This is a genomic window from Salicola sp. AFF1 (genome assembly GCF_056783195.1).
In genome coordinates, this window is sequence record NZ_JBXAYL010000040.1 from 1 (window position 1) to 11,623 (window position 11,623).

Below are 11,623 nucleotides of genomic sequence, written 5' to 3' on the forward strand. Positions count from 1 at the left end.
CCGGTGAACGGACTGTGCCCCAGCTCCTGCTCGACGATCAGCGCCAGGCCATGGGCCTGCTTGCGAAAATCGACCGGTTCCCGGTACAGATAGATCTCGGGCAGCTCCCAGGAGGGCCGCAGATACCGATTGCGCATCACAGCTGTCTCAGCACGGCGGCCAGCAGTTCAACGTTGCCGGCATGCAGGCCGGTAATGGACACACCGCCGGGCAACGACACGGTCACTCCATCCGGAGCATTACCGCCTGATACTGGCATAGCGCGAGCAAACCCAGCACCGCCATGCCCCGCGCCTTCTGGTTCACCGCGGGCGTTCAGTTTCTGACGCCAGTAGACAAACTGGCAGTAGCTGAGTTCGTGTTCGCGACAGAACCCAGCACCGGACAGGCCGGACGCCGCCCAGTCAGTGAGGGTCTGCTGCCAGAAATGATGCAGCTCGGTGCTGGCCATGCTGGTTCCTCCAGTCGTTGAAAGGATGGAGCCAGTGTGAGCGGGGATCAGGCCTGGGAATAGGTGTCGATTTGCTGGCGCTTACACTACTGGCGCGGCGACATCCCGGAGGGCGCGCCCGAGGTCCTGACAAAACAGTTCCAGGCCGCGCACCGCGTCATCGCCGCCGTCGGTTCGCGCATGCAGCGCCCGGAGGGCACCGAGGTCCTGCCGGGCATTACCCGCGTGCCGCTACCGGGCCACACGCCGGACCACTCCGGCTACCGCATCGTCTCCGGCGAGGACCGGATCCTGATCTGGACGGACATCGTCCACCTCCCCGGCATCCAGTTCCCGCGCCCCGAGGCCACGGTCGCCTTCGACGTCGACCCGCCCCAGGCCGCCACCACCCGCCGCCAAATCATGGCCGAACTGGCCGAATCCCGGGAACTGGTCGCCGGGCATCACCTGGATTTTCCGGGGATCGGCTATGTGGCTGAGGACGGGGATGGGTTTCGGTTTTTGCCGCATGTTTGGAAACCGTGGGTTTAAAAGAAACCTCAAAAGCGACTGAGGCAAACGGAAGCCTTTCAGCTCTGACGGGTGGCATTTGGGTGCGCTTGGATAAGGGGACGCTGAGGGTTTTCTTTTTGTGTGGGCCTCGGTGTTTATAGGGCAGCGCATTTGACATGAAATGTGGGGGGGGGCTAGATAATCCGCTGAACGTCAGGGATTAAGGAATCAAGACGGGATCACAAGGACGGACAGATAGCAAGGAAAGCCCTCGCTCTACGAGTAGCCTGCCGGCGAAACAACTTCAGGCTGCTTTGCGACTGGCTTCACGCCTTCTAACTTGCCCCCCTTTTCCGCGCCTTTTTGTCTGACACAAAGCAGCTCGCGATACTAGATCTTGTTCTAAGCGAGCATTTAATGGTCCTGCGCGAGCAGGCTTGATTGGAAACCCACACGGAGGGTGGCTTAGTTATGGCACAGTGTCAGCCTATTGAAGGACTAAAACTGGACGACAAGAGCCGGGCAGCGCTTGAGCGAATTCGCAAAAAACCGCAACTGGGAAAGCAGCTTGGGGGAATGATCTCCTCTGGCATCTTTAACAGCATCTTCACCAAAAGCCGTGTGCCGCAGGCTGGATTTAATATTACCCAAACGGACTGGAACCTCTATGCGGAGGCCATGGCCTCTATTCCGACGATCGTGCGTCAATCCATGAAGAAAGAGATTAATATGATGTTCCTGCATTATCAGATGTCAGGGAATAGGGATCATAAGCACATGCAATTCTGGAGAAACATGCGAAATGGCTGCGAAATTCGATAAGTACATCCTTGGTTTTTTAATCTGCCTGCTCCCTCTCGCATGCTCTGCGGAAAGTGGAAGTGACCCCGAAGCGAAAGAGCTGACGGGCATGCTTTCCAAAGACCTGGCTTCTTCAACAGCAGCGCTGCGTCAGCGTATTGAAACCTGTGAACAGAAGATGTCTTCAGGCGAGGTGCCTGTACTTGAGGAGGAAAAGTTGGCTGACCTCGGTGCTGAGCGTGATCAGCTCCTGACGGCATTCGGACATTTGCACTTCCAGAATCGCTTCGAATGCGAGCGAGAAGCCAGGGAAAAAGTTGCGTTCGACCTCGGTATGCTTGAGATGGTGCGAGGTGACCTCGATGAAGAAGGGGAGAGCCCCCGACAGGTTCGTGAAGGGTTGATCTATCCTTCTGTTGAGCAACTTCGTTACCGCCAGCGATATGAGGCGTTGCCGGAGAAGCTGCGCACATATGTCGAGGATGCAGTTGGCAGTGTACCCTTCGACTTGATGGCAGCCCTCAAGGAAAATGAGCTGTTGAAGAATTGATAATTGGGTGCAGGCTCCATCCGGCGAACTCGACTACTGGCGCGGCGACATCCCGGAGGGCGCGCCCGAGGTCCTGACAAAACAATTCCAGGCCGCGCACCGCGTCATCGCTGCCGTCGGTTCGCGCATGCAGCGCCTGGCCGGCACCGAGGTCCTGCCGGGCATCACCCGCGTGCCGCTACCGGGCCACACGCCGGACCACTCCGGCTACCGCATCGTCTCCGGCGAGGACCGGATCCTGATCTGGACGGACATCGTCCACCTCCCCGGCATCCAGTTCCCGCGCCCCGAGGCCACGGTCGCCTTCGACGTCGACCCGCCCCAGGCCGCCACCACCCGCCGCCGCATCATGGCCGAACTGGCCGAATCCCGGGAGCTGGTCGCCGGGCATCATCTGGATTTTCCGGGGATCGGGTATTTGGCTGAGGACGGGGATGGGTTTCGGTTTTTGCCGCATGTCTGGCAGCCTACGGTCTGAGGTGATTCCGGGAAACACGCGAGCCCCAAGCTTGCGCGGCTCTCCCGCAAAAACTGGTTTTTGACCGTGCTCGATGATAGGATTTCGCTCCCCGCGGTAAAGACAGAAAGGAGTCTGCAATGACCAAATGGATTTTCTCGTCTCAAGATGAGCGCAAGACACACCACTTCGAGCCTGAAAAAAATACCTTTAGGATCAAAAAGCTTTCCTACCTGTTTCAGGAAGGAGTTGGGATCCACGGAAGTTTCTATATCAAAGGCAGCGTGGTCACTCGAGGCGATAGCCTGTTTGTGTCTGCGATGGGTCACACGCCCCCCATGGAGCTGCCGGAATACAAAGGCGCTTTTGAGTTTTACGGCAGCGCTACGTTGATCTCTAACGGGGAAGTTGTTGCCCGTAAGCGCTTCAAGCAGCGCAATCAGGCGCTTTGGCCAGAAAACGAGTATGCGCCCATTGGCTCGGCCAAGTTCTATCTGGCTCCTTCCGAAGATCCATGGGCATATAAGGTGAAAATTGAAGCCGGGTACTGGTTTGATAGTGGTGCCGGTACCAATTCAAGCTCGCTCGCAGTCAAAGAAATCCAGATTAAGGGTAGAGAACAATGACGGTTACAGGTCTGTGTCGTCGCGTGCTCATACCGCTCCTGATCATTGTGCTGTTGTCCGGCTGCTCCACGGGTGAGGAAGAGAGTGCCGCCTCCCTGACCGAACAGGCGCAGCAGATCTTGGTGGATCGTTCCGAGGATGGGGGGTTGGACAAGGCTCTTGAGCTGACGCAGCGCGCAACGGAGGTTGATCCTGGTTATGTGCCCGCCTATACCGCGAGAATCAATATCCTGAAGCGTATGGGTAAAGCTGAGGGTATCGTTGAAGCAACGGAGCGTTTGGCAGAGCTTCAACCCAACCACGAAAACCGGCTTTATCTGTGCATGGCGCAGGAAGCTACAGGGGAAAGTGACGGTAAGAACTCGGAGTGTTATCAACAGGTAGTCGAGGAGATCGAGAGCGAATCCAAGACTTCAGCAGGGAAGGAGACCTATCTGCTCGCGCTCCGGTTGGCAGAGGATGACGACTTTGAGGGTGAGCTGGATGCTTACCTGAAAAGCCTGGAATCAGATGTCGCCCGGGATATGGCCCAGTTCAAGTTTATTGAGAGCACGCGGAGGGACTTGCTTCAGGTTGCTGCGCCTGTTTCGGAAAAACCGAAGAAATAGCGGTTAATCCAGCATCCATCGGCACCGTCCTCATCACCCGCATGCATCGCGACCATGTTGGCGGGCTGATTGATGCCGACGATCAGCCGGTCTTCCCGAAGGCGAGGGTGCTGGTTCCGTCCGGCGAACTCGACTACTGGCGCGGCGACATCCCGGAGGGCGCGCCCGAGGTCCTGACAAAACAGTTCCAGGCCGCGCACCGCGTCATCGCCGCCGTCGGTTCGCGCATGCAGCGCCCGGAGGGCACCGAGGTCCTGCCGGGCATTACCCGCGTGCCGCTACCGGGCCACACGCCGGACCACTCCGGCTACCGCATCGTCTCCGGCGAGGACCGGATCCTGATCTGGACGGACATCGTCCACCTCCCCGGCATCCAGTTCCCGCGCCCCGAGGCCACGGTCGCCTTCGACGTCGACCCGCCCCAGGCCGCCACCACCCGCCGCCAAATCATGGCCGAACTGGCCGAATCCCGGGAACTGGTCGCCGGGCATCACCTGGATTTTCCGGGGATCGGCTATGTGGCTGAGGACGGGGATGGGTTTCGGTTTTTGCCGCATGTTTGGAGGCCTATGGTTTAGCTTGGCGCATCCATGGTTTTGTGGTTGTTGCCACGGTTTTGGTGGTCTGGCCTTGCTTCCAGTAGCAGTTTCTTGCTGAAATGCTATCCGGACTTTATACCTGCCTAAAACAAGGGATTGTTATGCCTGCAACGAAGATTGAGCTCTTCAAGAAACTTTGGGAAAACCATCCAGGTTTTCAGGAGACGCCCTGCGATTCAGACCTTTTCAGAAATCAATGCGCTATTCGAATGAGCGTTGCTCTGGAAGGTGCGGGCGTGGATACCTCCGATTTCGATGTTCGTCGTTGTTCAGAGGACTTCCCCGCACTTCGCGACCATCAGCCGGGTCATATTCTCGCTGCTCAGGAGTTGGCCAACGCACTGGCGCGATATAGTCGGCAATGGGCAACCGCGTCACGGGTGCAGAAATTCAGTGGTTCAATGAAGGACAACTGGGACCATTTCAAGGCCCATCGCGGCATCATCTTTATTCGGAATGGATGGGGAAGCACCGATCATATCGACTTGTGGAATGCCCACAAGAACAGAATGCCCGGGGCTAACCGTCCTTATTTAACCCGTGGTGAGGAAGTATGGTTCTGGTGGCTGGCATGAGGAAGATATTGCTGGGGGTCGTCCCTCTCGCTCTGGTTGGCGTCATATTCTGGGGCGTTACCGGTAATGGTTATGCCAACGAAGTGACCGACCGTCTTGAATGGAAAGGGAAGGAAATAGTGCTTGTGGAACAAGGCGGTCACTGCTGGATCCGCGACTTTGAGACAGAGGCCAAACTCGATACAAAGCTGCCTGCACCTTGCCGGTTTCTGCGCCAGGACGGGGATAGCATCCAACACGAAATATACGAGGATGTCGGCACTGTCTTCATCTTTGTGGGTAAGCCGGCGACCGATATTGATTACAGTGAGTATTCCGGCATCGAGCCGGAGGAACGATGTTCACGGTACTCGCGTGGCCTGATTGTTTCCGCTGAAGGTGAGCTTTCATTGTCCAAGGAGTGCTTCCAGGGGCAGGGGCTGCATTGCCCGAATATCGGGTTGGATGAAAAGGTCTTTTATAGCTTTGCTCACCATCAGGAGCCGGAGCACCTCTGTGACTAGGGGGCAGCTGATAATGAAGCTGGTTCTGAGGACGTTTCTTACGGCTTTGGTGGTTGCTACTCCGCTGGCCAGCGCCGGATCTCTGGAAGTGTTTGACGCGGAGTTGGCACTTGGTGACGAGTGCCAGGTGCTTTATGAGAAGGCAGAGGAACGCAGAACGCTGGACCCGGACTTCAAGCACACTGATGCCTCCTGTCGTATCGTGACGCATAACGAGACTAATGTGCCGAAGCTCGTTTATGTGAATGGCATGTACGTATTCCTGGTTGAGTCCAACCATGAAACGGAAGAAGGCTGTGCTTCGGAGTATCGTGCTGTTGGCGTGTCCAGAGATAACGCGCCCAAGCTTTCTATCTCCCGCCGAAGCGGCACCTGTTTCACGGACCCCGATGTTGGCGAATACGAGTATCTTTCGAACACGATGTAAACCGCCATCGACACGGTCCTCATCACCCATATGCATCTCGACCATGTCGGCGGGTTGATCGATGCCCACGACCAGCCGGTCTTCCCGGAGGCGAGGGTGCTGGTTCCGTCCGGCGAACTCGACTACTGGCGCGGCGACATCCCGGAGGGCGCGCCCGAGATCCTGACAAAACAATTCCAGGCCGCGCACCGCGTCATCGCCGCCGTCGGTTCGCGCATGCAGAGCCTGGCCGGCACCGAGGTCCTGCCGGGCATCACCCGCGTGCCGCTACCAGGCCACACGCCGGACCACTCCGGCTACCGCATCGTCTCCGGCGAGGACCGGATCCTGATCTGGACGGACATCGTCCACCTCCCCGGCATCCAGTTCCCGCGCCCCGAGGCCACGGTCGCCTTCGACGTCGACCCACCCCAGGCCGCCACCACCCGCCGCCGCATCATGACCGAACTGGCCGAATCCCGGGAACTGGTCGCCGGGCACCATCTGGATTTTCCGGGGATCGGGTATGTGGCTGATGACGGGGATGGGTTTCGGTTTTTGCCGTATGTTTGGAGGCCCTCAGTCCGACTCGGGGGCGAGGGGGCTCTCGCCTGTTCGCTGTCACAGCTCTCGAGGTTCCTAGCTTATGGCGTCTGTTGCTCAAACGCACTTTATGGTAGCTTTTGCCGTGAGGAAGGACTCTTGAAGTGTGTCGTATGCTCAAAGCTCGCTAATGTGGGTGACGAAAGCAGCGCCAGGGATGGATAGGCCCGCCCGGCACTCCCCCCGTGTAAGCATTGGTACTCTACTTCCCGGTCCAGCCTCCTGATCAACTTTTGTGAAAGCGAGCGTGCAGGCAAAGCGATGCAATGCTCTGCTTGAGCTAAACAGAGACAGGGGTGTCTCTAAGTCAAAAAAGGAGCGATTTATGGTAGGGAAACAATACCGCGTGAAGGACGGAGACTCACTGTGGTACTTGGCCGATCGGTTTTTGGGCGATCCGCAGCGCTGGCCGGAGATCTATCACTATAATAATAAGCAGTCGGTGTCCTCTAAGACAGGTCAAAAGATCAACGACCCGGACCTTATCTTCGTTGGTCAGACGCTCTATTTACCCCCTTCAGATCACCGAGCCAAGACAAAATCAAAGGACAAACGGCAGAACCCAAATGCGAGGCCGGTGCCGTCGGCAACGGGTAAGAGAAAGGCGCAAAAAAGGGTTCGTGGTTTTCCTTTTGAGTACAGGCTCGAGGACCTTCCGCCCATCACCGTTGTGTCGCCAACGCATATCGCAACTGTTCGCCTGAAAGGAGCGGTAACGCTTCAATCTAAGCATTCAATTGAGTACGCCTCCTTAAGTCAGAAGGGCGTTTACATGAGTGCGAAGCGCAAGGCGGACTATGCGCTCGGGCAATTGGTTACCGACTCCCAACTCGGTTTTGAACCGCGCACGGGAGAAGTCACCTTTGAGTGTGGGATTACTGCGCATGCGAATCACCCGCGTGCGTTGTCGACGACAGCATCGGCGGGGGTTTCCTCGACCACTGGATTACCCGTTGTCAAAGGCACGATAACGACGTCTCCCATAAAGGGCCGCGTTTTCAGCCATTTCTATGCCACATCCAAGTTGAGTTTCGAAATCGAGATAACGCCAAAAAGTCCGGACTCTGGAACCCCAAACGCTAAAAAGAACCCCGTTCCAAATGCTCGAAGAGATCCTGCACCGCGAAGCAGTGGCAGAGATGCGTGGGATTACTTGGCCGGTGGTGCGTTGATCGTGGGCGCCGGGGTTCTTGTGACAGCGACTTTGGTAGAGGATGTCCTCACGCTTGGCTGGGGGGTAGCGGATAATCCTGTAAGCTTCGCGGCGGCAGCGGGGATGTTTTCAGGTGGCGTAGCGTTGTTCAGACCGGTGAGAGGTGGGAAGCCAATTCCGATTGAAGGGCATAAAGTTGATCCGAAAGACCTTTAAGCTCGGCGTTGCAGCCGTAATGTTCGTCGCCGGGGTCTATGTGATGCTTTGGGGCATCCCTCGTGACCTTCCGACGAACAACCGCGTGGCTGATCTCAAGGCTGAAATAGCCGAGCTGGAGAACCGGGTTGGTATTACGGTTTCGTTTTCCCGCGGGGGAGAGGCTCTGCCGGAGGCCTGGCAGTCTCCCCCCTTGTCGGCTGAAGCTTCTCCAGCGACTGGATCCTGTATGCGTCAACGGATTCTTCTTGTAAAGCGTGAGCTGGGAAGATACCGCGTGCCTGTAATCCGTAGCCATATTTCAACTGTGCATTTTTTCAGGGATCTGACGATCAATGGGGTTACCTATGGCGGAACGACTTTCGAGGATGAGCTTTTTCTAACACTTGATTGCAACGGAAACTATACGGAATCGTACATTGCCAAGCTTATTCATCACGAGCTGAGCTCGGTTTTCATGCATGCATCGAACTTCGATACCAGTGCTTGGTCTGATCTAAATCCTCCTGATTTTGAATACATGCAAAGCCAGAAGGCCATCATGGCGTCTATCGACGAGGATACAGAGATGACTGGCTCGGAGTACCTTTTTGGACAGGGGCTTTTGGCCGATTACAGTCGGACTGGGGTTGAGAACGATTTCAATCTCTATGCGGAAGTTGCACTCACTGAGCCAGGACGATTGAAGGAGCTGGCAGAGCAGTATCCTCGGATCAGACATAAAATCGCCATGTTGATGGAGTTTTATGACGGGTTCTTAAAGCATGACACTCCGACCTGTGACGTCTTTAAATGTGATGAATGAATCAGGGGCAGATTAGCCCTCATCACTCACATGCATCCCGACCATATCGGCGGGTTGATTGATGCCGACGATCAGCCGGTCTTCCCGAAGGCGAGGGTGCTGGTTCCGTCCGGCGAACTCGACTACTGGCGCGGCGACATTCCGGAGGGCGCGCCCGAGGTCCTGACCAAACAATTCCAGGCCGCGCACCGCGTCATCGCCGCCGTCGGTTCGCGCATGCAGCGCCTGGCCGGCACTGAGGTCCTGCCGGGCATCACCCGCGTGCCGCTACCGGGCCACACGCCGGACCATTCCGGCTACCGCATCGTCTCCGGCGAGGACCGCCTGCTGATCTGGACGGACATCGTCCACCTCCCCGGCATCCAGTTCCCGTGCCCCGAGGCCACGGTCGCCTTCGACGTCGACCCGCCCCAGGCCGCCACCACATCATGGCCGAACCGGCCGAATCCCGGGAACTGGTCGCCGGGCACCAGCTGGATTTTCCGGGGATCGGGACTGTGGCTGAGGACGGGGATGGGTTTCGGTTTTTGCCGCATGTTTGGAGGCTCTAATTCTGCCTCGACGTTGCGAGACCGTTTGGCAAGCCTCGGTATTCCTAGCACCACTAGCAAGTTGAGGTTGCCATCAGTGTCTGGTAGGTTATCGCTCCGACGATATGGAAATCCTGTAACTCAAAGCGAAAGGAGCGCCCTATGCCAGCCGAAAGAAAATCAGCCCGCCCAGTCAGCAAGAACCGGAAGCCGGATGGCTTCGAACCATACAAAGTAAAGGACGGTGATAGCTGGAAAAAGATTGCTGAGCGATATGGTCTTGGCGCCGGTGAACTCGCCCATGAAAACGTTGGCACGACCAACCCATTTGAACTGCATCCGTATACGCAGACAAGCCAAGAGTGCAGCCAGGAAGCTCCGGCAACACGACATTCCGTTGTAAGCGCGGAGACCAACCTTGAAACGATCTATGTTCCGAAGCGTAGGTCCACTATCCCGAGACGACTGGACAGTGACCGTCGGGTTCCAAACCTTAACAATGTCTGGGCGGGCATCGCCAAGGCGCATTCTGGCGATCTATTTCTGGGCGGAGCCCACGACCTAACGGGGATGGTGTATAACCTCGGTGACAGTATTCCAAATGTTCGAAATGCTGTTCTGAACATCAATGGGTCGAAGATCGGACTCGGTCTCGGGGGAAGTATCAGTGCGGTTTTTGTCCTGTGTCATGGTTATAACAGCGCAGAGGCAATGAACGGCTCTAAGAATACCTTTGATTTTGATCTGGCACTTGGGCCTAAGTTATCGAGCGCCATTAAAAGCCTTCGATACTTCGACGCGGCCGTTGATACAGTCCAGAAATATAAAAAGACCCGATACATCGCCGAGAATCTACTCAAAAACAAAGACTTTGCAGAAGGTGGCATTTTCCACATACCAATTCCTTTCGCCGGCGCTGGGTTACATGCCTGGATTGGCTACAAATATGGTGAAGTTAGCGTTATGCGGACTGGCAAAGGAATCATATGAACAACCACATCATCCTCGGAACCATGCTGCTACTTAGCCTCTTCAGTCTTTCCGTCAAGGCTGAGCAATACGCCGCGTCAGCGTGCGATGGGGGCACCATCATCGAACAACTCAATGAGCGGCTTTCCAGTTTGAAGAGTTATAAGCTCAACACCCAAGTCGAGTTTCAGGGCGCCTCTGGAAAGTCAGAGATCGTTGGTAAGCGCCCGGACCGGCTGAGAATTGATATGAGTATTGAAACTCCTTCTGGATCACGAAGATCAAGAACTGTTTACGACGGTACTCATCAATGGCTTCAAAAGGGGGAAGGCTCTCGCGTTCAGGTCCTGAAAATCAACCTGAGTAGGACCACTAGTGAGGAGCGTCCTTTCGATACAGGTTATTACATGATGGGTAGCGGGTTACTGAACGGGGAGGGGTTGGTGTCTACGGTTAGAAACCTGACCTCCGTTTACGACCTTCACGCAGAATGTGATGACTCTGGCATTAATCTCAAAGGCCCGTTATTACCGGAGGAGTTTGAGAAGTTCGCCGATCAACGAAATTCCCCACAAAGCGGGACCAAGAATATTGAACGCTTCAAGCGCGAGTTCAGTTATTTGCAGCTTTCCCTAACCCCGCACGACCTTTTAATGAAAGGTTATTCAATAGGGCCTTCCAGCGACAATGAGAAGATCAGTGTTACTTTTTCTGATGTTGAACTTAACCCCGAGCTGAGAGAGGGGGTGTTTGATTACACGCCGCCGGAAGGGGTCAAACCACGAGATGTAACCAATATGATCCTCAACCGCCAAAAAACCAATTAGAAGCTGCGTGCAGTGGAATCGGCGATGCTTGAAAAGTTCGTATCCGAGAAGACAGTGCTCCTGTGGATTTGCTCTACTTTCAGCTTTACTCTCGTTCTCGCGCTGCTGGGCGGTTTGATTATCCTCGGAATCGACGGCTGCTGGCCCATAGGCAGCAGCCACGCGGCGAGCAAGTGTCTGTCAAAAATAGAGCCAGGTTTCTTGCCTTTTATTCCCTCAATACTCGGAGCAATAGCTGGTACTGTCTGGACGATCAGGGAGCGAAGGGTAGATTGAGCACGGTGTTTGCCAAGCCCTCGATACAGAAAGTAGACATTTGCGAGCGTTGCACTAATGCTAAGCGAATCATAGGGTGAGATTGGATTAGGAATAATCCCTGAATCCGTTACTTCAATCGACCAGAAATGCGCCCAAAGCCTGCAATAACAAGGCTTTGAGCGATATAATAGCAA

At 55.8% G+C, this 11,623-nt stretch carries 19 protein-coding genes; 16 read left to right on the forward strand and 3 right to left on the reverse strand.

Annotated elements, in window-relative coordinates:
- Both tnpB and tnpA read right to left on the reverse strand, forming a co-directional pair.
- The coding region (tnpB, locus tag AC1RQI_RS15585; RefSeq protein ID WP_481905554.1) for an IS66 family insertion sequence element accessory protein TnpB at nt 1-137 on the reverse strand (137 nt) is incomplete at its 3' end.
- Nucleotides 137-451, reverse strand: a complete 315-nt coding sequence (tnpA, locus tag AC1RQI_RS15590) for an IS66 family insertion sequence element accessory protein TnpA (RefSeq protein ID WP_481905537.1) — start codon at nt 449-451, stop codon at nt 137-139. The genes tnpA and tnpB, both read right to left, overlap by 1 nt.
- A gap of 63 nt (nt 452-514) precedes the next feature.
- Between tnpA and AC1RQI_RS15595 the strand changes: the two genes are divergently transcribed.
- The 16 genes from AC1RQI_RS15595 (at nt 515) to AC1RQI_RS15670 (ending at nt 11,171) form a co-directional block, all read left to right on the forward strand.
- Complete coding sequence (locus tag AC1RQI_RS15595) at nt 515-982, forward strand: MBL fold metallo-hydrolase (RefSeq protein WP_481905538.1); 468 nt, start codon at nt 515-517, stop codon at nt 980-982.
- 432 nt (nt 983-1,414) lie between these two features.
- Complete coding sequence (locus tag AC1RQI_RS15600) at nt 1,415-1,765, forward strand: hypothetical protein (RefSeq protein ID WP_481905539.1); 351 nt, start codon at nt 1,415-1,417, stop codon at nt 1,763-1,765.
- Complete coding sequence (locus AC1RQI_RS15605) at nt 1,746-2,294, forward strand: hypothetical protein (RefSeq protein WP_481905540.1); 549 nt, start codon at nt 1,746-1,748, stop codon at nt 2,292-2,294. The genes AC1RQI_RS15600 and AC1RQI_RS15605 overlap by 20 nt, the downstream gene beginning before the upstream one ends.
- A 7-nt stretch (nt 2,295-2,301) precedes the next feature.
- The gene (locus tag AC1RQI_RS15610) at nt 2,302-2,772 is read left to right on the forward strand and encodes an MBL fold metallo-hydrolase (protein WP_481905541.1); all 471 of its coding nucleotides are present in this window, start codon (nt 2,302-2,304) and stop codon (nt 2,770-2,772) included.
- A 119-nt stretch (nt 2,773-2,891) separates the two neighbouring features.
- Nucleotides 2,892-3,377, forward strand: a complete 486-nt coding sequence (locus AC1RQI_RS15615; RefSeq protein WP_481905542.1) for a hypothetical protein — start codon at nt 2,892-2,894, stop codon at nt 3,375-3,377.
- The gene (locus AC1RQI_RS15620; RefSeq protein ID WP_481905543.1) at nt 3,374-3,985 is read left to right on the forward strand and encodes a hypothetical protein; all 612 of its coding nucleotides are present in this window, start codon (nt 3,374-3,376) and stop codon (nt 3,983-3,985) included. Before AC1RQI_RS15615 ends, AC1RQI_RS15620 begins: the two co-directional genes overlap by 4 nt.
- A gap of 41 nt (nt 3,986-4,026) precedes the next feature.
- Entirely contained in the window at nt 4,027-4,563 is a 537-nt protein-coding gene (locus tag AC1RQI_RS15625) for an MBL fold metallo-hydrolase (protein WP_481905544.1), read from the forward strand.
- Between the two features lie 122 nt (nt 4,564-4,685).
- Nucleotides 4,686-5,159, forward strand: a complete 474-nt coding sequence (locus AC1RQI_RS15630) for a T6SS effector amidase Tae4 family protein (RefSeq protein WP_481905545.1) — start codon at nt 4,686-4,688, stop codon at nt 5,157-5,159.
- A complete protein-coding gene (locus AC1RQI_RS15635) occupies nt 5,156-5,662 on the forward strand; it encodes a hypothetical protein (RefSeq protein WP_481905546.1) in 507 nt (168 codons plus the stop codon). Before AC1RQI_RS15630 ends, AC1RQI_RS15635 begins: the two co-directional genes overlap by 4 nt.
- 13 nt (nt 5,663-5,675) lie before the next feature.
- Nucleotides 5,676-6,089: a hypothetical protein gene (locus tag AC1RQI_RS15640; protein WP_481905547.1), complete on the forward strand. Its 414-nt coding sequence runs from the start codon at nt 5,676-5,678 to the stop codon at nt 6,087-6,089.
- Nucleotides 6,090-6,095: 6 nt separating this feature from the next.
- Nucleotides 6,096-6,836 (forward strand): MBL fold metallo-hydrolase, encoded by a 741-nt coding sequence (locus AC1RQI_RS15645; RefSeq protein ID WP_481905555.1) that lies wholly within the window; start codon nt 6,096-6,098, stop codon nt 6,834-6,836.
- 160 nt (nt 6,837-6,996) lie between these two features.
- A complete protein-coding gene (locus AC1RQI_RS15650; RefSeq protein WP_481905548.1) occupies nt 6,997-8,040 on the forward strand; it encodes a LysM peptidoglycan-binding domain-containing protein in 1,044 nt (347 codons plus the stop codon).
- Entirely contained in the window at nt 8,021-8,845 is an 825-nt protein-coding gene (locus tag AC1RQI_RS15655; RefSeq protein ID WP_481905549.1) for a hypothetical protein, read from the forward strand. Before AC1RQI_RS15650 ends, AC1RQI_RS15655 begins: the two co-directional genes overlap by 20 nt.
- Before the next feature lie 30 nt (nt 8,846-8,875).
- A complete protein-coding gene (locus tag AC1RQI_RS15660) occupies nt 8,876-9,613 on the forward strand; it encodes an MBL fold metallo-hydrolase (RefSeq protein WP_481905550.1) in 738 nt (245 codons plus the stop codon).
- Entirely contained in the window at nt 9,538-10,365 is an 828-nt protein-coding gene (locus AC1RQI_RS15665) for a LysM peptidoglycan-binding domain-containing protein (protein ID WP_481905551.1), read from the forward strand. Before AC1RQI_RS15660 ends, AC1RQI_RS15665 begins: the two co-directional genes overlap by 76 nt.
- Nucleotides 10,362-11,171, forward strand: a complete 810-nt coding sequence (locus tag AC1RQI_RS15670; RefSeq protein WP_481905552.1) for a LolA family protein — start codon at nt 10,362-10,364, stop codon at nt 11,169-11,171. The genes AC1RQI_RS15665 and AC1RQI_RS15670 overlap by 4 nt, the downstream gene beginning before the upstream one ends.
- On the opposite strand, the gene AC1RQI_RS15675 is transcribed toward AC1RQI_RS15670, so the two are convergent.
- Nucleotides 11,168-11,623 (reverse strand): hypothetical protein (locus AC1RQI_RS15675; RefSeq protein ID WP_481905553.1); only part of this gene is annotated, 456 nt, incomplete at its 5' end. The two genes, AC1RQI_RS15670 and AC1RQI_RS15675, sit on opposite strands and share 4 nt — an antisense overlap.

Bases quoted from the DNA above. Each gene is read 5' to 3' on its own strand.
- AC1RQI_RS15615 (WP_481905542.1), top strand. From the start codon at position 2,892: ATGACCAAATGGATTTTCTCGTCTCAAGATGAGCGCAAGACACACCAC.
- AC1RQI_RS15640 (WP_481905547.1), top strand. From the start codon at position 5,676: ATGAAGCTGGTTCTGAGGACGTTTCTTACGGCTTTGGTGGTTGCTACT.
- tnpA (WP_481905537.1), bottom strand. From the start codon at position 451: ATGGCCAGCACCGAGCTGCATCATTTCTGGCAGCAGACCCTCACTGAC.
- AC1RQI_RS15660 (WP_481905550.1), top strand. From the start codon at position 8,876: ATGCATCCCGACCATATCGGCGGGTTGATTGATGCCGACGATCAGCCG.
- AC1RQI_RS15630 (WP_481905545.1), top strand. From the start codon at position 4,686: ATGCCTGCAACGAAGATTGAGCTCTTCAAGAAACTTTGGGAAAACCAT.
- AC1RQI_RS15665 (WP_481905551.1), top strand. From the start codon at position 9,538: ATGCCAGCCGAAAGAAAATCAGCCCGCCCAGTCAGCAAGAACCGGAAG.
- AC1RQI_RS15600 (WP_481905539.1), top strand. From the start codon at position 1,415: ATGGCACAGTGTCAGCCTATTGAAGGACTAAAACTGGACGACAAGAGC.
- AC1RQI_RS15650 (WP_481905548.1), top strand. From the start codon at position 6,997: ATGGTAGGGAAACAATACCGCGTGAAGGACGGAGACTCACTGTGGTAC.
- AC1RQI_RS15670 (WP_481905552.1), top strand. From the start codon at position 10,362: ATGAACAACCACATCATCCTCGGAACCATGCTGCTACTTAGCCTCTTC.
- AC1RQI_RS15605 (WP_481905540.1), top strand. From the start codon at position 1,746: ATGGCTGCGAAATTCGATAAGTACATCCTTGGTTTTTTAATCTGCCTG.
- AC1RQI_RS15625 (WP_481905544.1), top strand. From the start codon at position 4,027: ATGCATCGCGACCATGTTGGCGGGCTGATTGATGCCGACGATCAGCCG.
- AC1RQI_RS15635 (WP_481905546.1), top strand. From the start codon at position 5,156: ATGAGGAAGATATTGCTGGGGGTCGTCCCTCTCGCTCTGGTTGGCGTC.
- AC1RQI_RS15620 (WP_481905543.1), top strand. From the start codon at position 3,374: ATGACGGTTACAGGTCTGTGTCGTCGCGTGCTCATACCGCTCCTGATC.